General features: G+C 69.4%; 19 protein-coding genes. 7 read left to right on the top strand and 12 right to left on the bottom strand.

Annotation, left to right across the window (positions count from 1 at the left end):
* Position 1: 1 nt before the first annotated feature.
* On the bottom strand, positions 2 to 1,693 hold the full coding sequence (locus ACZ6DL_RS26575) for an FAD-binding dehydrogenase (RefSeq protein ID WP_466055088.1): 1,692 nt from the start codon (positions 1,691 to 1,693) through the stop codon (positions 2 to 4).
* Positions 1,690 to 2,328: a TetR/AcrR family transcriptional regulator gene (locus ACZ6DL_RS26570; RefSeq protein WP_466055086.1), complete on the bottom strand. Its 639-nt coding sequence runs from the start codon at positions 2,326 to 2,328 to the stop codon at positions 1,690 to 1,692. The genes ACZ6DL_RS26575 and ACZ6DL_RS26570 overlap by 4 nt, the downstream gene beginning before the upstream one ends.
* A 212-nt stretch (positions 2,329 to 2,540) precedes the next feature.
* On the opposite strand from ACZ6DL_RS26570, the gene ACZ6DL_RS26565 reads away from it, so the two are divergent.
* Together ACZ6DL_RS26565 and ACZ6DL_RS26560 are read left to right on the top strand one after the other, a co-directional pair.
* Positions 2,541 to 3,545 carry a zinc-binding alcohol dehydrogenase family protein gene (locus tag ACZ6DL_RS26565; protein ID WP_466055132.1) on the top strand — a complete coding sequence of 335 codons (1,005 nt, stop codon included), beginning with the start codon at positions 2,541 to 2,543 and terminating at the stop codon, positions 3,543 to 3,545.
* 157 nt (positions 3,546 to 3,702) lie between these two features.
* The gene (locus ACZ6DL_RS26560) at positions 3,703 to 4,359 is read left to right on the top strand and encodes a cutinase family protein (RefSeq protein ID WP_393238867.1); all 657 of its coding nucleotides are present in this window, start codon (positions 3,703 to 3,705) and stop codon (positions 4,357 to 4,359) included.
* 66 nt (positions 4,360 to 4,425) lie between these two features.
* Here ACZ6DL_RS26560 and ACZ6DL_RS26555 read toward each other — a convergent pair whose 3' ends face one another.
* The 4 genes from ACZ6DL_RS26555 to ACZ6DL_RS26540 all read right to left on the bottom strand — a co-directional run bounded on the left by ACZ6DL_RS26555 (position 4,426) and on the right by ACZ6DL_RS26540 (position 10,736).
* A complete protein-coding gene (locus ACZ6DL_RS26555) occupies positions 4,426 to 6,456 on the bottom strand; it encodes an SDR family oxidoreductase (protein ID WP_393238864.1) in 2,031 nt (676 codons plus the stop codon).
* A gap of 303 nt (positions 6,457 to 6,759) precedes the next feature.
* Positions 6,760 to 8,463, bottom strand: a complete 1,704-nt coding sequence (locus ACZ6DL_RS26550) for a bifunctional metallophosphatase/5'-nucleotidase (RefSeq protein ID WP_466055084.1) — start codon at positions 8,461 to 8,463, stop codon at positions 6,760 to 6,762.
* An 84-nt stretch (positions 8,464 to 8,547) separates the two neighbouring features.
* Positions 8,548 to 9,204 (bottom strand): biliverdin-producing heme oxygenase, encoded by a 657-nt coding sequence (locus ACZ6DL_RS26545; protein WP_466055082.1) that lies wholly within the window; start codon positions 9,202 to 9,204, stop codon positions 8,548 to 8,550.
* 107 nt (positions 9,205 to 9,311) lie between these two features.
* Positions 9,312 to 10,736: a threonine/serine exporter family protein gene (locus ACZ6DL_RS26540; RefSeq protein ID WP_466055130.1), complete on the bottom strand. Its 1,425-nt coding sequence runs from the start codon at positions 10,734 to 10,736 to the stop codon at positions 9,312 to 9,314.
* A 234-nt stretch (positions 10,737 to 10,970) separates the two neighbouring features.
* Between ACZ6DL_RS26540 and ACZ6DL_RS26535 the strand changes: the two genes are divergently transcribed.
* On the top strand, positions 10,971 to 11,825 hold the full coding sequence (locus tag ACZ6DL_RS26535; protein WP_466055129.1) for an LLM class F420-dependent oxidoreductase: 855 nt from the start codon (positions 10,971 to 10,973) through the stop codon (positions 11,823 to 11,825).
* 141 nt (positions 11,826 to 11,966) lie between these two features.
* On the opposite strand, the gene ACZ6DL_RS26530 is transcribed toward ACZ6DL_RS26535, so the two are convergent.
* Genes ACZ6DL_RS26530 through ACZ6DL_RS26520 form a run of 3 tightly spaced genes read right to left on the bottom strand, consistent with a single transcriptional unit; the run spans position 11,967 to position 15,183 of the window.
* On the bottom strand, positions 11,967 to 13,601 hold the full coding sequence (locus ACZ6DL_RS26530) for an ABC transporter permease (RefSeq protein WP_466055080.1): 1,635 nt from the start codon (positions 13,599 to 13,601) through the stop codon (positions 11,967 to 11,969).
* Complete coding sequence (locus tag ACZ6DL_RS26525) at positions 13,598 to 14,530, bottom strand: ABC transporter ATP-binding protein (protein ID WP_040866512.1); 933 nt, start codon at positions 14,528 to 14,530, stop codon at positions 13,598 to 13,600. Before ACZ6DL_RS26525 ends, ACZ6DL_RS26530 begins: the two co-directional genes overlap by 4 nt.
* The gene (locus tag ACZ6DL_RS26520; RefSeq protein ID WP_466055077.1) at positions 14,530 to 15,183 is read right to left on the bottom strand and encodes a TetR/AcrR family transcriptional regulator; all 654 of its coding nucleotides are present in this window, start codon (positions 15,181 to 15,183) and stop codon (positions 14,530 to 14,532) included. Before ACZ6DL_RS26520 ends, ACZ6DL_RS26525 begins: the two co-directional genes overlap by 1 nt.
* A 103-nt stretch (positions 15,184 to 15,286) precedes the next feature.
* Here ACZ6DL_RS26520 and ACZ6DL_RS26515 point away from each other — a divergent pair, with 103 nt between their 5' ends.
* On the top strand, positions 15,287 to 17,239 hold the full coding sequence (locus tag ACZ6DL_RS26515; RefSeq protein WP_466055076.1) for an acyl-CoA dehydrogenase family protein: 1,953 nt from the start codon (positions 15,287 to 15,289) through the stop codon (positions 17,237 to 17,239).
* A 37-nt stretch (positions 17,240 to 17,276) separates the two neighbouring features.
* Here the strand turns inward: ACZ6DL_RS26515 and ACZ6DL_RS26510 are convergent, their stop codons facing one another.
* The 3 genes from ACZ6DL_RS26510 to ACZ6DL_RS26500 all read right to left on the bottom strand — a co-directional run bounded on the left by ACZ6DL_RS26510 (position 17,277) and on the right by ACZ6DL_RS26500 (position 21,432).
* A complete protein-coding gene (locus tag ACZ6DL_RS26510; protein WP_040866477.1) occupies positions 17,277 to 18,173 on the bottom strand; it encodes a nuclease-related domain-containing protein in 897 nt (298 codons plus the stop codon).
* A 116-nt stretch (positions 18,174 to 18,289) separates the two neighbouring features.
* Complete coding sequence (locus ACZ6DL_RS26505; protein WP_466055074.1) at positions 18,290 to 19,687, bottom strand: DUF2252 domain-containing protein; 1,398 nt, start codon at positions 19,685 to 19,687, stop codon at positions 18,290 to 18,292.
* A 50-nt stretch (positions 19,688 to 19,737) separates the two neighbouring features.
* The gene (locus tag ACZ6DL_RS26500; protein ID WP_466055072.1) at positions 19,738 to 21,432 is read right to left on the bottom strand and encodes a GMC oxidoreductase; all 1,695 of its coding nucleotides are present in this window, start codon (positions 21,430 to 21,432) and stop codon (positions 19,738 to 19,740) included.
* A 165-nt stretch (positions 21,433 to 21,597) separates the two neighbouring features.
* Between ACZ6DL_RS26500 and ACZ6DL_RS26495 the strand changes: the two genes are divergently transcribed.
* The 3 genes from ACZ6DL_RS26495 (at position 21,598) to odhI (ending at position 23,340) form a co-directional block, all read left to right on the top strand.
* Positions 21,598 to 22,245, top strand: a complete 648-nt coding sequence (locus ACZ6DL_RS26495; RefSeq protein ID WP_466055071.1) for a CDP-alcohol phosphatidyltransferase family protein — start codon at positions 21,598 to 21,600, stop codon at positions 22,243 to 22,245.
* Positions 22,246 to 22,287: 42 nt separating this feature from the next.
* The gene (gene gcvH, locus ACZ6DL_RS26490; protein WP_357043843.1) at positions 22,288 to 22,686 is read left to right on the top strand and encodes a glycine cleavage system protein GcvH; all 399 of its coding nucleotides are present in this window, start codon (positions 22,288 to 22,290) and stop codon (positions 22,684 to 22,686) included.
* A gap of 168 nt (positions 22,687 to 22,854) precedes the next feature.
* Positions 22,855 to 23,340 (top strand): oxoglutarate dehydrogenase inhibitor Odhl, encoded by a 486-nt coding sequence (odhI, locus tag ACZ6DL_RS26485; RefSeq protein WP_040866480.1) that lies wholly within the window; start codon positions 22,855 to 22,857, stop codon positions 23,338 to 23,340.
* The last annotated feature ends 51 nt before the right edge of the window (positions 23,341 to 23,391 follow it).

The following is a 23,391-nucleotide window of genomic DNA, read 5'->3' as shown; positions in this document are numbered from 1 at the left end:
ATCAGGCGAGTTCCGCCGCCAGCGCACGCCCGGCGGCCCGGCCCGAGAAGATGCATCCGCCGAGGAAGGTGCCTTCCAGCGCGTTGTACCCGTGCACGCCGCCACCGCCGAACCCGGCGACCTCACCCGCGGCGTACAGACCAGGGAACGCCGTGCCGTCCGGCCGGATCACCTGGGAATTCAGGTCGGTCTGCAAGCCGCCCAGGGTTTTGCGGGTCAGGATGTTGAGCCGCACGGCGATCAGCGGGCCCGCGGCCGGATCGAGGATCCGGTGCGGTTTGGCGACCCGGCCCGCCTTGTCGCCCAGGTACCGGCGCGCGTTGGCGATCGCCATCAGCTGGCTGTCCTTGCTGAACTTGTTCGTCAGCTCCCGGTCCCGCGCGACGATCTGGCGTTCCAGATCGTCATAGTCCAGCCGGGGACCGCGAGCGATCTTGTTCATGCCCTCGACCAGTTCACGCAGCGTGTCCGCCACGACGAAATCGACACCGTGCTGTTTGAACGCCTCGACCGGCCCCGGTGCGCCCTTGGCGACGCGGCTTTTCAGCGTGAGCTTGAGGTCTTTGCCGGTGATGTCCGGGTTCTGCTCGGAGCCCGACAGCGCGAACTCCTTCTCGATGATCGACTGGGTGAGCACGAACCACGAATAGTCGTGGCCGGTCTTCAGGATCTCCTTCATCGTCGAGTTGGTGTCGAATCCGGGGAAGCACGGTGCGGGCAGGCGTTTTCCGTTCGCGTCGAACCACATCGAGGACGGACCGGGGATGATCCGGATCGCGTGATCGGGCCAGATCGGGTCCCAGTTGACTATGCCTTCGGTGTAGTGCCACATGCGGTCCCGGTTGACGATGGCCCCGCCCGCGGTCTCGGTGATGGCGAGCATCCGGCCGTCGACGTGCGCGGGCACGCCGGAGATCATGGTCTCCGGGCACGGACCCAGTCGCTGGGTGGGCCAGTTGCGCCGGATCAGCTCGTGGTTGTGGCCGATTCCGCCGGAGGCCACGATCACGGCCTTGGCGCGCAACTCGAATTCGCCCACCTCGGTCCGCGACGAGGCACGTCCCCGGTCCAGATCGGTGCCCTCGAGCACCGCGCCGCGCACGCCGACCACCGCGTCGTTCTCCACGATCAATTCGTCCACCCGATGGCGGAAGCCGAATCGGACCAGTCCGCGCCGCTCGCCCTCGAGGACCGGCTCGGCGAAGACCCGGACCACCTCGGGGCCGGTGCCCCAGGTGAGATGGAAGCGCGGCACAGAGTTGCCGTGTCCATCGGCGCGGTCGCCGCCGCGCTCGGCCCAGCCGACCAGCGGCGTCACCCGCAGCCCGAGTTCGCGCAGGTAATCCCGCTTCTCGGTGGCCGCGAACCGCACATAGGCCCGCGCCCACTGCCTGGCCCACTTGTCCTCGTCGTCGCGGTCGAACCCGGCCGAGCCGAGCCAGTCCTGCAAGGCCAGATCGTAGGAGTCCTTGATGCCGAGGCGCCGCTGCTCCGGGCTGTCGACGAAGAAGAGCCCGCCCAGCGACCAGAACGCCTGACCGCCGAGATTGTTGCGATTCTCCTGGTCGAGCACGTGCACCGTGCGTCCGGCCTTGACCAGTTCGTGCGTGGCGACCAGGCCGGCCAGCCCGGCGCCGACGACGAGGACGTCCGCCTCCGGCGTCACCTCGGGACTGCTGTGGGACATGTTCATCCTTCGGTTGCGGTGCTGTAGGCCAGCACGACGTGGTGGAACAGTTCGGTGCGGCGCTCGCGCGCGGCACGGCTGTCCGGCTCCATCAGGACCTGCACGCTGGTCCCGTCGTGGACGGCGATGAGCGCTTGGCCGAATGCCTCCGGGTCCGGCACGGTGCGGCCGCCGCGGGCGAGCGCCGCGACGATGGTCGGCATGAGGGCCGCGACGATGGCTTCCTCGCGGGCGGCCATCACCCGGCGCAGCGCCGGGGTGCGCAGGGCGTGCGCGGTGAATTCGGCGGTGATCCGGTACCAGCCCTCGTCGACCGGCACCGCCCGTTCCAGTCGCCGGACCGCGGCGCGCACGTCATCGGCGCCGTCGGCGGCGATCTCGTCGAGGATGGCGCCCGCCTCGGTGAGCATCGCCGTCGAGCGCTGCTCCCACATGGCCAGGAACAACTCGTCCAGCGAGCTGAAGTTCGAGTAGAACGCCCCGCGGGTGAATCCGGCGCGCTCGCATATCCGCTCCACGGTGGCGCGCCCGAAGCCTTCCTCGGCGAACGCGTCGTAGGCCGCGGTCAGCAGCCGGTTCCTGGTTTCGGCGCGGCGGCGGGTGACCCGGGCGGGCGTGGCCTGTGCGGCATCGGACGCCATCGGGCACCTCCTCGGTTCGGCCTCGACCAGAGCATCGGATACAGAAATGTACTCGATACAGAAACGTATCAGATGTCGGTGGGCGGCGTGGCCGAATCGGCCGAGTAGGGTGATTCCGGCGCACCCGGCACCGCCGGGAGGCCCGGTCCGTGTCCATCCGATCGGAGCGAGGTGATCCGACGATGAGCCAGATCCGCGGCGGTAGGACTTCGATGCGATGCTGGCGGGTGCGCAGGCCGGGCCCGATAGATGGCGGCCCGTTGCACGCGGAGCGAACCTCCGTGCCGGAACCCGGTGCCGGCGAGTTGGTGGTGCGTGTACTGGCCTGCGGCGTGTGCCGGACCGACCTGCACGTGGCCGAAGGCGATCTTCCGGTGCACCGGGCCGGAGTGGTGCCGGGGCACGAGGTCGTCGGCGAGGTCGTCACGGTCGGGCAGGGTGCGGAGGGGGAGGGTTTCGCGGTGGGCGACCGGGTGGGCATCGCCTGGCTGCGGCACACGTGCGGGGAGTGCAAGTTCTGCCTGCGCGGCGCGGAGAACCTCTGCCCGCATTCGGCCTACACCGGCTGGGACGCCGACGGTGGTTACGCCGAATTCGCTTGTGTTCCCGCGGCATACGCATTGCGCTTGCCCGCGGGTTACTCGGATGCCGACACCGCCCCCTTGCTGTGCGCGGGCATCATCGGGTACCGGGCGCTGCTGCGGGCCGCCGTTCCACCAGGCGGTCGGCTGGGAATCTACGGCTTCGGCGGCAGTGCCCACATCGCCGCCCAGGTGGCCGCCGCGCAAGGAGCGCAGGTGCACGTGATGACCCGGGATCCGGCGGCGCGGGAACTCGCGACCGCGCTCGGCGCCGCGTCGGTGCAGGGCGCCGCGGATCCGCCTCCGGTGCTGCTGGATTCGGCGATCCTGTTCGCGCCGGTCGGTGAACTGGTGCCGCCCGCGCTCGCGGCGCTCGATCGCGGCGGAATCCTCGCCATCGCCGGTATTCATCTCAGCGACATTCCCGCGCTGAACTATCAGCGGCATCTGTTCCAGGAAAGGGAGATTCGATCGGTCACCGCGAACACCCGTGCCGACGCTCGCGAATTCCTGGCTTTCGCCGGCGAGCACCGGATACATCTGACCACGCACGGGTACTCCCTGGACATGGCCGATCGAGCGCTGATCGACCTCGCGCACGGACGATTCACGGGCGCAGCGGTTCTCGTACCGTAGAACTCCGGAGAACACGATTCGGCGCTGACTCGGTATCGGTCGGGTGGAGTTCCTTGACGGCCTCCGGGGCCGTTCTTACCTTCGCGGATATAGCCGAGTAATTGTCACTGACAAGTGTCGCTCGGCTGTCTCACAACGGCGTGAGTAGGTGAGTACGATGGCCAACCGGAAGGTAATTCACTTCGAAAAGTGGCGTGTAGTAGAGGCATTCGCTGTGCTGCTGCTCGTCGCGGGGTTCGGGGCTGCGACGGGATTGCACGCATGGGCGACGTCCTGTGCGGCGGTCGACGTGGTCGTCGCCCGAGGCACCCACGAACCCGGATATCTGGGTGCGGTGGTGGGCGACCCGCTGTACGACGCACTGTGGCGAGCACTTCCGGTTGATTCGCAGGCATATCGGGTGGACTATCCCGCAGACCTGCTCGACCCGTCCTCGATCGGCCGGGGCACCCAGGACATGACCGCCCATGTGCTGTGGCAAGCGGCGCGGTGCCCGGATCAGCGGTTCGTCCTGGTCGGCTTCTCACAAGGGGCCGTCGTGACGCACGGGGTGCTCGGCACGGGCATCGTGACCGCACTCGGTGGCATCCGCACCCTGCCCGCGGATCTGGAATCCCGCGTGGCCGCGGTGCTGTTGTTCGGTGATCCGATCCGGCTGGTCGGCTGGTCCGTGCCGGAGCAATACGCCTGGCGGACCGGAAACTACTGCGCGAGTGGTGATCCGGTGTGCGAGGGCGGCATCCGTCCGGCCGCGCACACGGACTACCGCTGGGCCATGTGGCCCGCCGTGGAGTTCGCGGTGTACCGGATGTGACCGCGCGGGACCGGGAATCCGCAGGAGTGGGGCCGACCGAGGTCGGCCCCACTCAGCTGTGCGGAGCTACCAGTGCAAGCCCGGGACCACACGAGCGACGCGCGCCGCGGGGGTCGGCAGCGCCATGAGCGGCATGATCACCGGGGCCAGCGCGGACAGCGCGCCGCCGCCGGTCGCGGGCGCGGTGGCGGGCGACGGGTCGGCCGGCCGGCGCTCCGCGTCGCCCCGCGCGGCGCGGGACTCGCCGAACATGCGGTAGCCCTGGTGCATGATCTGACGCTTCACCGACGGCATCAGCAATTCCACCGCCTGGGCGAAGGTGCCGACCGGCGTGTCGATGCGATGCGGCCGGTCCTCGAGCGCACGCACCACGATCGCGGCGGCCTGCTCCGGATCCGGCACCGGAAGCGAGCGGTACAGGTCGGTCGGCGCGATCATCGGGGTCCGCACCAGCGGCATCCGCACCGAGGTGAACGTAATCCCGGCATCCCGGTTCTCCACCGCCGCGATCTCGCTGAAGTTGTCCAGCGCCGACTTGCTCGCCACATAGGCGGCGAATCGGGGCACCTTGGTCTGCACCGCGATCGAGGAGATGTTCACCACGTGCCCGAAGCGGCGCGCCCGCATCGACGGCAGCAGTCCGAGGATCAGCCGCACGGCGCCGAAGTAGTTCACCGCCATGGTGCGCTCGAAATCGTGCATCCGGTCGGTGGAGTTGAGCACCGAGCGCCGGATCGAGCGGCCCGCGTTGTTCACCAGGTAGTCGACGTGGCCGTGGTCGTCGAGCACGCACTGAACGAGCTTCTCGACCGCTTCGGAGTCGGTGATGTCGCACGGATAGGTATGCGCGACACCGCCTTCGGCGCGCACGGCGTCGGCGGCGGCCGCCAGGTCGTCGTGCCCGCGGGCGACCATCAGGACCGTGGCGCCGCGCCGGGCGACGGCGTGCGCGGTGGCCAGCCCGATACCGGAGGACGCGCCGGTGATCAGCACGACCCGTCCGGCGAGCGGGTCGCCGGTGATGGACACGCGTCCGCGCTGCGGGTCGAGGTGGTCGCGCCAGTATTGCCACAGCCGCTCGGCGTAGCTGTCGAACGACGGCACCGTCAGGCCGCAACCACGCAGCTGGGCGCGGGTGGAGTCGCTGATGAACTCCGCGGAGAACGAGGTGTGTGGAGCGACTTCGACCGGGATGCCCACCTGCTCGAGCAGGAAATCGCGCACGGCGGTGAGGCCGGGGATCTGCGCGAGCCCGCTGAGCGCCAGTGCGCTGCCCGGCACCGTGCCCACACCGGTCGGGGCGCCCGCCGCGGCGGCGAGCGCGCGGTACACCTCGCCGAACGGCTGCGGCTCCGGGTTGACCAGGTGGAAGGTGCGTCCGTCCAGGCCGGGACGGCGGATCAGCTCCGCCATGGCGGCCGAGACATAGTCCACCGGAACGATATTCGTGGCGCCGAGGTCGGGGAGCGGCAACGGCAGCTCGGACGGCAGCGCGGCCAGCCGCGCGATCGCGCCGAAGAAGTAGTAGGGACCGTCGATCTTGTCCATCTCGCCGGTGCGGGAATCGCCCACGATGATCGCGGGGCGATAGACCCGCCAGCGCACGCCGCGCGACTCGCGGACGAGCTTCTCGGCGGCGAACTTGGTGCGGTGATACGGCGAGGTCAGCCGCTGCCCGAGGTCGAAGTCCTCCTCGAAGAACTTGCCTTTGTGGTCGCCCGCCACGGCCACCGAGGAGACGTGGTGCAGCACCGCGCCCAGCTCGCGGGCCAAGGCCAGCACCGAGCGCGTGCCGGTGACGTTCGCCGCGTGCGCGGTGTCCTCGTCGGCGGTCATGTCGTAGACGGCGCCCAGGTGCACCACGTGGTCGGCCCGCGGCGCCTCGCACGCCAATCCCAGGCCCTCGGCGGTGAGATCGCCGATGAGCGCGAAGACCCGCTCGGCGCCGCGCCAGCCCGCCGCGATGTCGGTGAATTTCGCCAGCGATGTCTCGCGCACCAGCACGTGGACGATCGCGTCGGCGTCGCGATCCAGCAGGTCCTGCACGACCCGCCTGCCCAAGAATCCGGTTCCGCCCGTCACGATGTAAGTGGCCATCGCACTCTCCTGCTGCTTACTCGAACCATGTTGTCGCACAAGTCATCCGGCATGCGGCAATGGATGCGGACAGCGTTGATTCGGCCCCCAGCGACAGAACGTCGGGCCGAAAGTAGGAACACCTTCGTCCTGACTTATTACTGAAGAGTAATGGAGCGCGGGCTGCCCCGGCAAGCGATCATGGGCCGTGTGGCCTGTGGGACTGATCACCGTCCGTGCAGGTCAAACGGTATGTGTTACAGAGATTTCCAGTTACTCGCGTTCTGGTCGAGTGTCCAGCAACTTCATGGCGTCCCGTCGCGGCTACTTCTTCTCGACCCGTGCGGACGGGGCGCGCAGCGCGGGCTTGTCACGCAGGAACGTCTCGAAGGCGTCCAGGTCGGTCGGCCCCACCGCGGTGTCGACGCCCTCGGTGAAGACGGTGAATCCGTCGCCGCCCGAAGCGAGGAAGTTGTTGGTCGTTACGCGATAGGCGGCGACCGGGTCGAGCGACTGCCCTCCGATACGGACGCTGCCCGCGATCACCTTCGCACCTGTGGGAGCGGTATCGGAGTAGGCGTAGCCGATGCCCGCGAGGGACAGGATCGTCGGTTTGCCGGGGTCGGTCCACTGCTGTTCCAGCAGGCGCAGGATCTGGCTGCCGGTGAGCGTGAGCGTGACGACCTGGTTGCCGAACGGCTGGACGGTGAAGAGGTCGCCGTAGGTGATCGGTCCCTGTTTCAGATCGGCGCGTACGCCGCCTGGGTTCATGAAGGCGGCCACGGCGGCGGCCGGGCCCGCGGTGACCGACAGCATGGAATCGGCGATCACGTCGCCCAGCGGTGAGGTGCCCGCCGGGTTCGGGTCGTGCGGGAGGGTGGCCGCGGTCGCGCCGACCACGCGGCCCGCGCGAGGGCGGGACTGCTCGGTGTAGAAATCGATCAGCGCGGTCGTCGGGGCGTCGGGTGTCACCTCGCGGGTCACCACTCGGTTGACCGCCGACGCTTGCACGCCGTCGGGGCCGAAACGCAGCGTGACGTCGGTGATGAGCCGTCCGTAGGACAATGCCTGGGTGATGACCTTGTCCCCTGCGGTGCACACGTAGGGCTGGTGGCTGTGGGCGGTGAACACCGCCCGGACCGCGGGGTCGATCCGCTCGGCCAGCCCGGTCACGTTCGGGGTGACGTTCGCGCAGCCGTTGTAGTCCAGTGGCGCGTCCGGTTCGGGCCGCTGGGAGCCGCCGTCGTGCACCAGCGCCACGATCGCCTCGGCGCCCGCAGCTCTGATCTCCGGCACGTAGCGGTTGATCGCGGCGGCTTGGTCGCCGAACAGATAGCCCCGGATGCCCTCGGGCAGAACGATATTCGCGGTGTCCGGCGTGACGGTGCCGACGACGCCGATCCGGTGCCCGCCCACCTCCAGCAGGGTCCACGGGCGCAGTGCGGGTGGCAGGTTGCCCTGCGCGTCGGTGACGTTCGCGGCCAGGTAGGGGAATTTCGCGCCGGTGAACGGAGCGCCGGGAGTGCATCCGTCCCACGCGCACCCGCCCTGCTGCAAACGCGTCAATTCTCGTACACCGTCGTCGAATTCGTGATTGCCGACCGCGGAGGCGGCCACTCCCACGTTGCCGAGGAAGTCGATCGTCGGCTCGTCGTGGAACAGGCTGGAGACCAGCGGGCTCGCCCCGATGTTGTCCCCGGCCGCCAGTACGGCGCTGGACGGATAGGCGGCCTTCAGCCGTGCCAGATGGGTTGCGAGATAGGCGGCTCCGCCCGCCTCGTATTTGCCGATCTTCCCGTTGGACCCGCTCGGCGGCTGGAGGTTTCCGTGCAGATCGTTGAAGCCGAACAGGTGCACCTCGTCCGGCTGCGCGGGACGCAGATCGTTCGTCGAGATCAAGGGCACGATCTGTGCCGCCGTCGACGAGCCGGGCCCGGCGCCGGGGTCGGACGTCGTGCCACAACCCCCCACCAGACCGACGCCGACAAGACCGGCCACAACCACGGCGATGCGACGGCGCGCTCTCATACCATGACTGTCCCACGTCCCCGGCATTTGCGCAGCACTGCCGAAATACCGCGCGCCGCAGCGCGATGAGTCAGGTGGATCCGGCTACTGAGCGGCCGGGAATTCCTCGGCGAGTTCTTCGAAGACCGCGGTGTTCATCGCGAAGGCGCGCTTGCCCTCGTCGAGTACGCGGCGGCGCTCCAGATCATCGAGCGGCAGGCGATCGAGCAAGCCGCGGTATTCCCGCTTGAACGCCGCCGGATTGCGTACGCCGTCGAAGACGTAGAAACGCACCCCGTCGCCGCGATGCGGAAGGTTCCACAGCTTTTCGGCGGTGCCGCGGATGACTTGTCCGCCGGACAGGTCACCGAGGTAGCGGGTGTAGTGGTGGGCGATGTACCCGGCGGGCCAGTCGCGTGCGCACGCGTCGATGCGGTCGGCGTAGGCCGCGGTGGCGGGCAACGGTTCCAGGCCGGTACGCCAGCCGGAGCCGAGGAGATGCGCGAGATCGCGTTCGAGTTCCGCGGTGCGGGCCAGCTCCGGCCGGATGAACGGTCCGGCGACCGGGTCGTCGGCCAGCGTCTCCCACCGCTGTTCGAGCGCGCGGTAGATGAACCAGAGCTGACCGGTGTAGCGGTGATACGAGTCGACGCCGAGGGATCCGCCCAGCATGTCACTCATGAAGCGGGAGTTCTCCGCCTCCGCGTGCTGCTGCGCGGTGGCGGTACGGATCTGCTTCGAGAACGGATCTGTTTCCGGCATGTCCGAACCACCTCACCTCACACCGGGGCTGCCGCCGCATCGCGCCGCCCTGACCAGTCCGATAAGAGGTTACCGGGCGGGCGTTCGGCGCGCATGCGCCTCGCGGTTCAGTGCGCGGACGCCGAGCGGCGCCGTCGCCGCACGATCGGGCGGCGCAGCGAGCCGAACCGGCGCAGTATCCGGGGCCTGCGCACGGTGCGGTCGCACCACTCGCCGAGGGTGACACCGGCAGCCAGCGCGCAGCCGATGCCGAAGGCCGACAGCAGTTGGTTGCCTCCGATCACCAGTTCGTCGTTGAGCAGGGCGTAGAGCCCGCGGTAGACCTTGAGGCCGGGGAGCAACGGTGTGATGCCCGCGACCGCGACGACCAGCGGGGGAGTCAGCGCCCGACGGGCCATCAGGCCACCGGCAAGCCCGACCAGCGTGGCGGCCGCGCCGGAGGAGATGACGGGACCGAACCCGGCCTGCTGGACGAGCAGGAAGCAGATGATGCCCGCGGCGCCGCTGCCGGCCGCGGCGGCGAGGGCCCGGCGCTCGGCGTAGCAGGCGAGCGCGAACGCCAGGGCCGCCACCGCACCGGCCAGGATCTTCACCGGCAGGTCGGTGATATCGCGGGCGGAGGTCAGATAGACCGGTGGCACCGTGGCGTCGAGGAGGTCGGCGATGCGCAGGGTGAACGCGATGCCCGCGATGATGCCGCCGGTCATCATCATCACCTCGAGCATGCGGGCCGTGGCGGTGATGGGAGCGCCGGTGATCGCGTCCTGCACCGAGCCGACCAGTTGCAATCCACTGAGCAGCACGGTGATCCCGGCGGCGATGATCAGGGTCGGGTCGGCGTCGATCCGCAAGCGTGCGGCCAGGCTCGCCAGCACGATGGCCGGGATCGCGGCGATGGCGCCGCCCACCATGTGCTGGAAGAAGAAGGGCAATCCGTAACGATTGAGGACGCGATTGGTGCGGTCGATCGCCGCGGTGGTCGCGAAACTGATCGCGGCCACGAGTGCGCCGGCGCCGAGTAGCGCGGCGATCGCGGCCGCCATCAGCGACCACGCGGCGGTGGCGGTCCACCGGTGGTAGGGGTGCGGCGCCGAGGTGATCGCGTCGAGCGCGGCGCGGGCCTGGTCGGGAGGGACCAGTTCGTTGCGGATCCGGCGGGTGAGCCGGTCCACCGCGGCGAGCCGGGTGAAGTCCAGGGCGCGATAGTGCACGATCCGCATGGTGCTGGCCGGTGGCAGCGCGGGCCCGCGGTCGGCCCAGATGCGGATGGCGTCGTAGGTGACATCGATGCTGCAGCGGGACAGGCCGTAGGTGGCGGCGATGAACCGCACCGTCGTGGTGGTGTCCACCACGCCGGTGCCGGAGGCGAGCACCACCTCGCCGACCCGGACCGCGAGGTCGAGGACTTCGGCCACTCTGGCGTCGTCGGTGAGATCGATCGGCTGCAACGGCGTCGGCGCGGTGACGATGGTGTCCGCGGTCGCCTGCCGGTCGGCCACCAGCAGGCCGACGGCCTGGGTGACGACGGGTATGGGCCGGGCGCGCCGCAGGCGAAGCCCGCGACGCCAGCCGAGGTGATCCACCCGTTCGGTGGTGACATCGCCTACGGAAGATGCGTCGAGACTCATGGAGGCGAACCTAGTCATCCGACGTCTCCTTGGCATCCGTGCGGGTCGCGGCGGGCGCGCCGGTACCGCTCACCCCTTGGTGTGACCCGGCGAACCGTGATAGAACTTGTTCTAATTTCGGCGATGGGAGCGCGTACGGTGCGGTACGGAATCGTGTTGTTCACCAGCGATCGGGGCATCACCCCCGCGGATGCGGCGGTGGCCGCCGAGCGTGCCGGTTTCGACACGTTCTATGTCCCCGAGCACACGCACATCCCGGTGGTTCGCGCCGCGGCGCACCCGCGCACCGGCGATGCGAGCCTGCCCGACGACCGCTATCTGCGCACCCTGGATCCGTGGGTCGCGCTGGGCACCGCCGCGTCCGTGACCGAGCGCATCGGGTTGTCCACCGCGGTGGCGCTGCCCGCCGAGCATCATCCGATCACGCTGGCCAAGACCATCGCCTCGCTCGACCATCTGTCCGGCGGCCGGGTCAGTCTCGGCGTCGGATTCGGCTGGAACACCGACGAGCTGGCCCACCACGGTGTGCCCGCGGGCAAGCGCAGGACGGTGCTGCGTGAGCATCTCGAGGCCATGCGTGTGCTCTGGACCGAAGAGGAAGCGGGCTTCGACGGCGAGTTCGTCACCTTCGGCGCCAGCTGGTCCTGGCCGAAGCCGGTGCAGAAACGCATTCCGGTGCTGCTCGGCGCGGCGGGCACCGAGAAGAATTTCACCTGGTTGGCGAACTACGCCGACGGATGGATCACCACGCCGACCGAGGACGGGTTGGATCAGAAAATCGCTCTGCTGCACCGGGTGTGGCGCGAGCACGGGCGCGCCGACCGCCCCGAGGTCGTCGCGCTCGCCGGGCGCCACGACGCCGAGCAGCTGGCGCGCTGGGCCGAAGCGGGTGTCACGGAAGCGGTTTTCGGGCTGCCCGATCGCGCGGCGGAGGACGTGCGCGCCTACCTCACGCGACTGGCCGGGAAGCTGGGTATCGAGACCAACGGGTGACGCGCTCGGCGCGCCACTGCGGTCACCCGTAGCCGCGGTCGATCGGCGAGCCCGCGAGCACCGGCCCGAGGCGAGGCGATCTGCCCCTGGACGAGAAGTGGCCCGCGCGAAGCGGCTTCGCGCAGGCCACGGGGTCCGGCGTCAGCGCAGGTCGCGCCTGCGGAACGCGGTGATGCCGACGGCCAGCAGGACCGCGGCGACCGCGAGCAGCCACAGCACCGGCAGCGCCTGGAATTCGGCGCCGGGCACCTTCGGTGGGTGGACGAACGGCACCAGATCCACCATCCATTGCGGCAGCCCGTCCAGCGAACCCACGAAGAAGATCACCACCATGGCGCTGAGCACACCCCAGGCGACCGGGGCGAAGCGCGGTGCGACACCGTAGAGCGCGACCGCGATGCCCGTGACGACCCATACCGCGGGCACCTGCACGGCGGCGGCGCCGATCGATTGCCCGAGTTTCGTGCCGAGATCGCCGCCGGTGGCGCCGTACACGATGCCGATCGCCACGCCGGAGACCAGCAGTGCCGCGGCGGGCCCGAGCAGCGCGAAGCCGATGTGGCTCAGCGCGTAGCGGACGCGGCCGACCGCACCGGACAGCGTCGCCTCGACCCGGGCGCTGGTCTCCTCGTCGTGCAGGCGCAGGGCGGCGGAGATCGAGTAGGCGGAGGCCGCCGCGGCCAGCATCGTGATCGCGTAGGTGATGAACGACTGCTGTAGCTGCTGGGAGCCGCCCATCCGGGTGACCATGTCGCGGATGGACGCGCTGCCGTCGAGCATGTCGCCGACGCTGTCGACCGCGCCGCCGATCAGCAGGCCGTAGAGGGCGAAGCCGACCGTCCACGCCAGCAGGGTGCCGCGCTGCAACCGCCAGGCCAATCCGAACGGGCCGGACAGCACAGGCGCCGCGGCCGGCGGCCCGGGACGCTCGGCGATGAGCCCCGAACCGACGTCGCGATTGCCGAGCAACGCGTACGCCAGCGCGGTGCCCGCCACGGCGAGGACGGCGAAGGGCAGCAGCACCCACCATCGTTCGTCGGCGTACGGGCGGATCTGCAACGACCATCCGATCGGCGAGAACCAGGACAGCACACCGTTTCCGGCGTCGCCGACCGCCCGCAGGGCGAAAGCCGCGCCGAGGGCGGCGAAGGCTACGCCGCGCGCCACTCGCGCACCGGCGCTCACCTGAGCGGCGACCGCGGCGATCGCCGCCCAGGCGATGCCGGACGCCGCCAGCGCGGCGCCGAAGGCCACCGATCCCGCGCCGGGCAGGTCGGCGGCATACAGCGCCAGCGCGCACACGATCCCGGCGAGCAACGCCCCGGTGTAGGTCATGATCAGGGTGGCGGTGAGACCGGCGAAACGCCCGATACTGGTGGCGCCCACCAGTTCCGCGCGCCCGGTCTCCTCCTCGACGCGGGTGTGCCGGATCACCGTGAGCACCGTGGCGATGGCGATCATGGTGTACATGGCGCCGGCTTTCCAGGTGCCGATCGAGCCGAGCGCCGAGCTGAACACCGGACCGTACATCGCGATCAGCGCGGGGCTGTCGGCCGTGGTGCGCGCGAAGCTGTCCAGGGACGCCTGGTTGTCGTACAGGCCCTTGATGCTGGCCACCTGGAACGCGGGCATCAGACCGATGAGCAGCGTCCACAGCGGCAGCACGATCCGGTCGCGGCGCAGGTACAGCCGCAGCAACCGCCCGGTGCCCGCGAAGTCGCGGGAGACGCCGCGCGCCGGCGCCGCCGCGGCGCGCCCGGCGATGGCGGTGGTCATGCTCGCACCTTCTCCCCGGTGACCGCGGCGGACTCGGCGTCGTGGCCGTCGACGTGGTAGTGCCGCAGGAACAGCTCCTCGAGCGTCGGCGGCGTGCTGGTCAGGCTGCGCACGCCCGCGTCGCCGAGCACCCGGATCAGCTCGCCCAAGTGCTCGTTGTCGACCTGGCAGCGCAGCGTGTGGTCGTCGAGTTCGATGTCCTCCACGCCGGGGATGCGGCTCAGATCGCCCGCGTCGCCGATCAATTCGGCGGTGATCGACGTGCGCGAGAGGTGGCGCAGGTCCGACAGCGACCCGCTCTCCACCGTGCGTCCGGCCCGGATGATGGTCACCCGGTCGCACAGCACCTCGACCTCGGACAAGATGTGGCTCGACAGCAGGACCGTCGCGCCGCGCTCGCGCGCCTCGTGCACGCACTCCCGGAAGACCTGCTCCATCAGCGGGTCCAGCCCCGAGGTCGGCTCGTCGAGCAGCAACAGCCGCGCGCCGGAGGCCAGCGCCGCGACCAGCGCGACCTTCTGGCGGTTGCCCTTGGAGTAGGTGCGCGCCTTCTTGCGGGGGTCGAGGTCGAAGCGCTCGATCAGCTCGTCCCTTCGTTTCTCGTCGAGACCGCCGCGCATCCGGGAGAGCAGATCGATGGTCTCCCCGCCCGACAGCGACGGCCACAGCGTCACATCGCCCGGCACATAAGCCAATTCGCGGTGCAGGGCGACCGCGTCGGCCCACGGGTCGCGCCCGAACAGCCTGGCTTGCCCGCCCGTGGCGCGCAGGATGCCGAGTAGTACCCGGATGGTGGTGGACTTGCCCGCGCCGTTGGGGCCGAGGAAGCCGTGGATCTCGCCCTCGGTGACCGTGAGGTCGAGGCCGTCCAGCGCGGTGACGTGACCGAAAGTCTTGCGGAGACCGCGGACTTCGATAATGTCGGACATCACTTCTCCTTGGTGAATGTGTCCAAGATCGTGGGATCGGTGATCAGCCCTTGGGTGTAGAACTCCAGGGCCGGTGGGGTGAGTTCTTCGGTGAGTTCGCGAATCGCCTTGCGATAGTCGATCTTCTCGTCGCGGTGCTGGCGCATCTGCATGTACAGCATGGTGGCGCCGACGTTCAGCATCATCAGATAGCGGGCGCGCGCCGCAGGATCGCGGCTCGGCTTGATCCTGCCCGCCTCGACCGCCTTCTCGAGATAGCCCTCGGCATCGGCGGTCATGTGCTCGAACAACGATTCCGCCATCGGTCCGCCCGCCTGCAGGCTGCGCACCATATAGGCGACCAGCGGCGCGTACGACTCGACCTCGGCCAGGGCGTCGAGCATGCCCGCCTTCATGGACGATGCGGTGATCGCCTTGACCTTCTCGTCGCGGATCAGCTGCAGGACTCGGTCGTCGCAGGCGGCGCGCAGGCCGTCCTTGGAACCGAAGTGATGGTTGACCAACCCGGGTGAGACGCCGGCGGCGGCGGCGATCTTGCGGACTCCGACTTGGAATCCGTGCTCGCCGAACACCTCGATCGCGGTATCGCGAATGCGGGCCGCGGTGGTCAGATCCTCGGGGGATCCTTGCGGAACGGGCTGTTGGTTAAACACATGTTCAGTATATTAAACGAGTGTTCAATGGTCTAGCAAGACCCTGTCCCCGAGTTGTCGCGCATCACGGTTTGCCGCCGGTGTACCGGGCTATCGTCGAGACATGACTAGCGGCACGGCAACGACGGCGGACCACCTACGCGCGGCACTCGACGGACCCTGGGCGGCCGTCCGGGACGAAGCCCGGACCCTGCTGGCCGGGGAGGAGTTCACCGGCGACCCCTACCTGGACTACAAGGCCGCGCGAACCCGGGTGCTCGAGCAGATGAAGGCGATCTCCACCATGGGGTTCGCCGAGCGCGGGTTCCGCCGGGAGAACGGCGGTACCAGTGAGCCGGGCGCCGCGGTGGTCGGGCTGGAGATGCTGGCGTACGCGGATCTGTCGCTGTGGGTGAAATCGGGCGTGCAGTGGGGACTGTTCGGCGGCGCGGTGGAGAACCTCGGCACCGAACGGCACCGGGAGTACATCGAGCGCTTGATCTCGCTGGACCTGCTCGGTTGCTTCGCCATGACCGAGTCCGGGCACGGCAGCGACGTCGCGAACCTGGAGACCACGGCCACCTACGACCCGCAGACCCAGGAGTTCGTGGTGCATTCGCCGACGCCGTCGGCCCGTAAGGACTACATCGGCGGCGCGGCCGAACACGCCCGGATGGCCGCGGTGTTCGCGCAGCTGATCACGCTCGGCGAGAACAAGGGCGTGCACTGCCTGCTGGTGCCGATCCGTGACGAGAACGGCGCCGACCTGCCCGGCGTGACCACCTACGACGACGGCCTCAAAGGCGGCCTGCCCGGCGTGGACAACGGGCGCATCGTCTTCGACCACGTGCGGGTGCCCCGGGAAAATCTGCTCAACCGCTATGCCGACGTCGCGCCGGACGGCACCTACAGCTCCGAGATCGAGAACCCGAGCCGCCGGTTCTTCACCACGCTCGGCACCCTGGTGCGCGGGCGGGTCAGCGTCGGCGGCGCCGCGGCTGCCGGCGCGCGGGTCGCGCTGAGCATCGCGGTGCGCTACGCCCTGCAACGCAGGCAGTTCTCCGACCCCGACACCGGTGTGGAGACCGTGCTGCTGGACTACCGCAGCCATCAGCGCAGGCTGCTGCCGCTGGTCGCCAAGTCCTACGCCCTCGCGTTCGCGCAGAACGACCTGGTGCGCCGGATGCATCTGGTGCAGACCGGCCAGAACCTCGAGGAGGGCGCCCAGCGCGCGCTGGAGAAGCGCGCCGCGGGCCTGAAGGTCGCGCAGACCAACCACGCCACCCGCGCCATCCAGGAGTGCCGCGAAGCGTGCGGCGGCGCGGGCTACCTCACGGAGAACCGTCTGGTCACGTTGAAGGCCGACACCGACGTCTTCACCACCTTCGAGGGCGACAACGTCGTGCTCACCCAGCTGGTGGCCAAGGAACTGCTCACCTCCTACGCCGACGAGGTGCGCGACCTGGACGCGCTGGGCTGGGTGCGCTTCGCCGCCACCATGGCCGGTGACGTGGTGCGCAAGCGGTCCGGCGTGCGCCAGCTCATCCAGACCCTGCGCGACCGGGGAGACGACTCCATCGACGAGGGCGACCTGTCCCGCCGGGTGGTTCAGTTGCAGTTGTTCGCCGACCGCGAGGACTACCTGGTCCGGACCGCGGCGCACCGGCTGCGCGCCAGGGCCGAGGAGACCGGTCCGTTCGAGGCGTTCAACAATGCCCAGGACCACATCCTGGCCGCGGGCGCGGCGCACATCGACCGCCTGGTGCTCGAGGCGTTCATCGAGGGCATCTCCGACATCGAGGATCCCGAGGCGCGCGAACTGGCCGACTGGATGTGCGACCTGTTCGTCTACTCCACCATCGAGGAGAACCAGGCGTGGTACATCATGCACCGGTTCATGTCGGTGGACCGGGCCAAGGCCGTGCGCCGTGGCGTGAACGAAATTGTCGACCGGCTGCGTCCGCACGCGCTGACCCTGGTCGAGGCAATGGGGGTCCCGGAGTCGATGCTGCGCGCGGCCATGCTCGACGACGCGAGCGTCTTCGAGCGGCCCCAGCCGATCTCGGCGTCTTCGTAGCGGCTGCCACGATCGGCCGCCGCCCGCCCGCGGCCGATCAGCCCGGCCCGTACGTCGTCAAGGCGGTGACCAGGAACCACACCACCCAGACGAAGCCGACCACCATGCCGATGGCCAGGAGGGTGCGCATCACCGCGCGGCCGAAGTCGAGGTCACCGCTCTCCCGTGGATACAACTTCCACGGGCTGTACCAGGGAGCCCGGATGGCGTACCGGGACGCCTGCGCCTCTCGTTCGGCCTGCGCGAGTTCCTCCGCGTAGGCCTCGGCCTGCGCCTGATTGGGGCCGCCGTGCCAGAGCGTGATGTCGATCGGGCCGAGGAAGCCCTCGTTGATCAGTTCCTGCGGTGCGGGGAGATAGGGCAGGATGCCGAGCCCGCGGAACGCGACGGCGACGTCGTTGGCCGTCCAGAGGTGTTTCTCCTCGGCGGCGAGCGCGTCGAAGTAGTGCCGGAGCCGGCCGGGATCGTCGCCGATGATCACGTCGAAACTCGGATCGGCCCAGCGCTGTTCGAGCTGGAGCTGGGCGCCGGGCAACGTGACGAGCAGCGCGACGCCGTGCACGACGCGCTGCCCGAGACCGCGGGCCGCCAGCCATTCCTGCAGCGCGAAAGTGTGCTCGCGGGACTTGTCCAGCGGTGTGCGACGGTCGCGGCTCTCCGTCGCGATCGGCTCGCCGCCGATGCTCCACGGCCCGTTCAGCGGGACCTCGAGCACACCGTCCTGGCGGGCGACGAGCGCGTCGGCCTCGATCACCACGCAGCTGGTCGGTGTCCAGATCACGGCATCGAACTGGTGCAGCCGATCCTTGTGGAACAGGCTGCAGGTGATCGTCGCGACACCGTGCGGACTCGCGGAGTCCTTCCAGGTGCGCAGCCAATCGATCAGCGCGCGCTCGGCATTGGTGCCTGCGGCGTTCTGGACTCGCACGAGCATTGGCGGCCACCCTTCACGTCGACACTCGACAGTGGACAGGATACGAGGTGCCGCAACGGGTTCGCCGCGCCCACGCCGCGCGAACGGCGTGTCGGGTGCACGCCCGGGTGGAGGCGCTACTCCGGTTCCGCTGCGTCGACCCGGCCGGCCCGCACGGCCTCGACCAGTTCGGCATGGTCGGCCTCGGTGCGGTCGGCGTAGCGCACCGCGAACGCGGCCACCGCCTCGTCGAAGCGCTCGTCACCGTCCAGATAGCCCGACAGCAAGCGCGGATCCAGCGACCGGGAATGGGCCCTGGCCAGCAGTGCGCCCGCCAGCCGTCCGTAGTCGTCCAAATCGGTCGCAGGCAGCTCGGCGGGATCGATGCTGCCCTTCAGGTTGCGGAATTGCCGGACGATGAAAGGCAATTCGGCGCCGTCAGCGGCCGGGGCGAGCGAGGTCCAGCCGAGCAGGATGTCGGATTCGGATTGAACGAGCCGCGCCCCCTGCACGATTCGCTCTCCCTCGTGGCGTACGGCTTGGGACGGCAGGAACGGGGCGAGTGCCGCCGGCGCGGCCTGCTTCACCTGGAGGACCAGCGCTTCGCCGTCGTTGCCGTGCAGCAGCGCGAGGTAGCTGTGCAAGCCGACGCTTCCGGTCCCGACGATCCGTAACGCGATGTCCGACACCGCGAATCGGGTCAGCAGGGTGCGCCGCGACTCGGGCAGGGTGTCGGCGTAGCGCTCCAGGCCGCCGATCACCGCCGCCGCGACGCGCTCGTCCACCGCGGTGAGGATCGGGGGATCGCTGAGGAAGCGGTGCTTGCGGATGCCGGTCTGGTGATCCTCCAGGTGCTCGGTCCACTTCGCCACCACCTTGGCGCTGGTGTTCTTGCGTGCCTTCTTGGCCGCCTTCTTGAAGTCGTCGAGCAAGGCGTCGGCCTTGGCGCGGGTGATCACCGACTCGTCGGGAAGCGCGCACCAGGACGTCATGAACGGCATCGCGGCCAGCTCGTCCGCGGCCAGGCGGTAAGCGCGGGCGGCGTCGCGCGCCGCGGTGCGGCACTCGTCCTCGTCAGCGCCCGCCTCGCGTCCGGCCAGCACCAAACTGGCCGCCAGCCGCTCCAGATCCCACTCCCACGGGCCGGGCACGGTCTCGTCGAAATCATTGATGTCCATGATGATCTCGCCGCGCGCGGTGCCGTACAGGCCGAAGTTCGCCGCGTGCGCGTCACCGCACAACTGGGCGCTGAGCCCACTGTCCGGGCCACCCGCCAGATCGGCCGCCATCAGACCCGCCGCACCCCGGTAGAAGGTGAACGGTGAAGCGATCATCCGCCCGATCCGCAGCGGTATCAGGTGCGCCAGCCGGCCTGCGTTGCTCGCCTCGACGAAGTCGAGCACACCCGGCCGCCGCACGCTGGTCGCCTCCCGGTCCCGTGCGATGACCGGAACCCGCTGACGCAGGGCGCGTCCGCGGGCGCGGACCTCCTCCGCGGGCAGGTAGGAGCGCAGATCGATACCACTGTCCGACACAACGGCTCACGCTAGCCGGAACCGACCGTTCACGCTGCCCGGCCTCGCCCTCATCGCGCCGTAACGCTGGGCGGCGCAGGCTCGATCGGCAGCCGCAGCGCGCCCGGCGCCGCCGCGGGCACCGTGGGGTGCGCGGGGGGCACCGCAGCGATGCGCCGGTAGGGCGAACCCAGTTCCGGCCTGGGGTCGGGATCGTCGCGGTTGGGCCAGTACGCCATGGCGCGCTCGGCCTGCGCGGTGATGGTCAGCGACGGGTTCACGCCGAGATTGGCGGTCACCGCCGAACCGTCCGCCACGTGCAGGCCGGGATGGCCGTAGACCCGCTGATACGGGTCGACCACGCCGGTCCGCGGGCTGTCGCCGATCACGCATCCGCCGATGTAGTGGGCCGTGGCGGGGATGTCGAACACATCCATGATCAGCCCGTGGGTGTCGCCGTCGACCTTGGCGCCGAACCGCTTGCCGATGTCGTGGGCCAGCGGGATCCAGGTCGGGTTCGGCTCGCCGGTGCCCTGCCTGGTCCGCAGCCGCCCGCGCTTGCGGAACGAGGTCAGCGAGTTGTCCAGCGACTGCATGATCAGCAGGATCACCGACTTCTCCGAGGCGTGCCGCGCGTCGAGACTGCGCAGGAACACCAGCGGATGCAGCACGATCGCCAGCAGGAACCGCAGGAAGCGGAACGCACCGCCGTCCACGATGGGCACCGACATCGGGAACAGCGCGTTCTGGCCTTTGCCGTAGTGACACACCTCGACGTGGGTATCGGGCTCCGGGTGGATCGAGGAGGTGATCGCGATGCCCTCGGCGAAATCGCGGCGGGCGCGGCTGACCACGTTGAGGATGGCCTCGGAGTTGCTGCGGGTGAGTTCGCCCAGCCGGGGCGACAGGTGCGCGAGCACGCCGTCGTCGCGCATCTTGTGCAGCAGCTTCTGGGTGCCGAGCGCGGCGCCGGCGAACACGACCTGCTCGGCGGTGAAGGTTCTGCGCTGCTTGCGGATCCAGCGGTCGGAGCGCTGGGTGTCGACGGCGTACCCGCCGCCGGGCAGCGGTCGCACCGCGGTGGCCGTGGTGAGCGGATGAATCTGCGCCCCGGCCTGTTCGGCGAGGTGGAGATAGTTGGTCGTGGTGGTGTTCTTGGCGTTGTGCGGGCAGCCGGTGAAGCAGCGCGCGCAGTGCACACAGCCGGTGCGGCGCGGGCCCGCGCCGCCGAAATAGGGGTCGTCGACCTCGGTGCCGGGAGCGCTCTCGTTGAAGAACACCCCGACCTCGGTCGGGTGGTAGGTGTCGGCCACGCCGAGGTCCTCGGCGATCTCCCGGATCACCTCGTCGGCCGGGGTCGTGCGCGGGTTGGGCGCCACACCGAGCATGCGCTTGGCCTGGTCGTAGTACGGGGCCAGCTCCGCGCGCCAATCGGTGATGTGCGCCCACTGCCGGTCGGTGTAGAAGTTCGGCAGCGGTTCGTAGAGCGTGTTCCCGTAGATCAGCGAGCCGCCGCCGACCCCGGCGCCGGAGAACACGGCGCACTTGCCGAGCAGGCTGATCCGCTGCGGTCCGGTCAGGCCGAGGCGCGGGGCCCAGATCGACTTACGGACATTCCAATTGGTGCGTGGGATGTCCTCGGCGTTCCAGCGGCGGCCCGCCTCGAGCACGCCCACCCGGTAGCCCTTCTCGGTGAGCCGCAGCGCGCTGACGCTGCCGCCGAAACCGGAACCGATCACCACCACGTCGTAGTCGAATGCGGACATGACTTCCTCTCGCTCACCGGCCACACGATGAGAAATATTTCGAATCATTCTGTCACCGGCGCGCTGTGGCGGAAACCATCCTCGCACGCGCCCGCCGGTGGCAATATCCGGAAATTCGGCGCAGGGAGATGGCGAGGACCGGGGCCGGTGGGGTATGCACGGGTCGTGACAACCGAATCGGGCACCGCCCAACCGGAGGAACGCGCCACAGGCGGCGGCGCGCGGGGCGTCTTCGCCGATCGCGTCCTGACCGTGCCGAACGTGCTGAGCGTGCTGCGGCTGCTCGGCGTTCCGCTGTTCCTGTGGTTGCTGCTGATCGAGCGGGCCGATGGCTGGGCGTTCGCGCTGCTGATCGGCAGCGGCGTCACCGACTTCCTGGACGGCAAGCTCGCCCGGCTGCTCGATCAGTCCTCACGACTGGGGGCGCTGCTGGATCCGTTCGTCGACCGGCTCTATCTGGTCACCACGCTGGCGGCCTTCGTGATCCGCGGCCTGATGCCGTGGTGGGTGGCCGCGATCCTGGTCGGGCGCGACCTTGTGCTCACCGCGACGCTCTCGGTGTACAAACGCCGCGAACTGCCCCCGCCGGAGGTGATCTACCTCGGTAAGGCGGCCACCTTCGCGCTGATGTCCGCGCTGCCCTGGCTGCTGGCGGGGGAGATGGACTGGGCCGCCGACGGTTTCGGGCGGGCCTTCGGCGCGGCCTTGCTGATCTGGGGCACCGCGGTCTACGTCTGGACCGGCGTGCTCTATACCGGTAGAGCCATCGCGGTCGCAAGAGCGATACCGGCTGTGGGGCACCGCGCGGCGTAGCCGATAGAGTTTGCGTGCAACGTTCAAACGAAAGGACGGCCTGTGACCCAGACCCCCGACGATCTGCGCTACACCGAGGAGCACGAGTGGGTACGCCGGATCACACCGACCCGGGTGCGGGTGGGCATCACCGACTACGCCCAGTCTCAACTCGGTGACGTTGTGTTCGTGCAGCTGCCCGAGGCGGACGCGGATGTGGCCGCAGCGGACAGCATCGCGGAGGTCGAGTCGACCAAGAGCGTGTCCGACATCTACGCGCCGCTGAGCGCGAAAGTGGTTGCGGTCAACGACTTGCTGAACTCGGAGCCGGAGACGTTGAACACCGATCCCTACGGTGACGGATGGCTGTTCGAGTTGGAGGTGGGTGATGCGGCGAGTCTCGACGCGACACTCGGTGAACTGCTGGATGCCGCAGGTTATCAAGGAGTTATCGGGGGCTGAAGCAGCCTTCCCAGTTCTACCTGCACGGGTGCGGCCCGGCAGGGTACGGTCAATGCCAACAGATGCACCCGGCGGTTGTGCCGGGAATCTAGGGACTCGACGGCAGGTCGTGATGCCAGAGGTATCACCTGCTTGCATGGATAATCAGGTTCGAGGAGGAGAGAAACGGTGAGCGAGAACAAAGACCCGGGTTACGGGGAGACCGCGGCCGAGACGACGTCGGTCTTCCGCGCGGATTTCCTGAACGAGGTCGACGCGTCGCGCTCCGGAGAGCCGACCGGCGAGCAGCCGGTCCAAGGGGTCGAGGGTCTGCCCGTTGGCGCGGCCCTCCTGGTCGTCAAGCGCGGCCCGAACGCGGGCTCGCGGTTCCTGCTGGATCAGCCGACCACGTCGGCGGGGCGCCACCCCGACAGTGACATCTTTCTCGACGACGTCACCGTCAGCCGTCGGCACGCCGAGTTCCGTCAGGACGACGATTCGTTCCAGGTCGTCGATGTGGGCAGCCTCAACGGCACGTACGTGAACCGGGAGCCGGTGGACTCCTCGGAACTGCAGAACGGTGACGAGGTGCAGATCGGCAAGTTCCGGCTGGTGTTCCTCACCGGACCGCGCGCCCAGGTGTCGGACTCGTCGGCGGGCGCGGGGAGTCTATGACGGCGTCGGCCCGGGTCGCGCACTCATGAAAGGCTCGGAGTCATGAAGGAC

The organism is Nocardia sp. NPDC041819, from assembly GCF_055590505.1.
The sequence above is the reverse complement of the archived record's forward strand: the minus strand, read 5'-3'. Positions and strand labels throughout refer to the sequence as shown.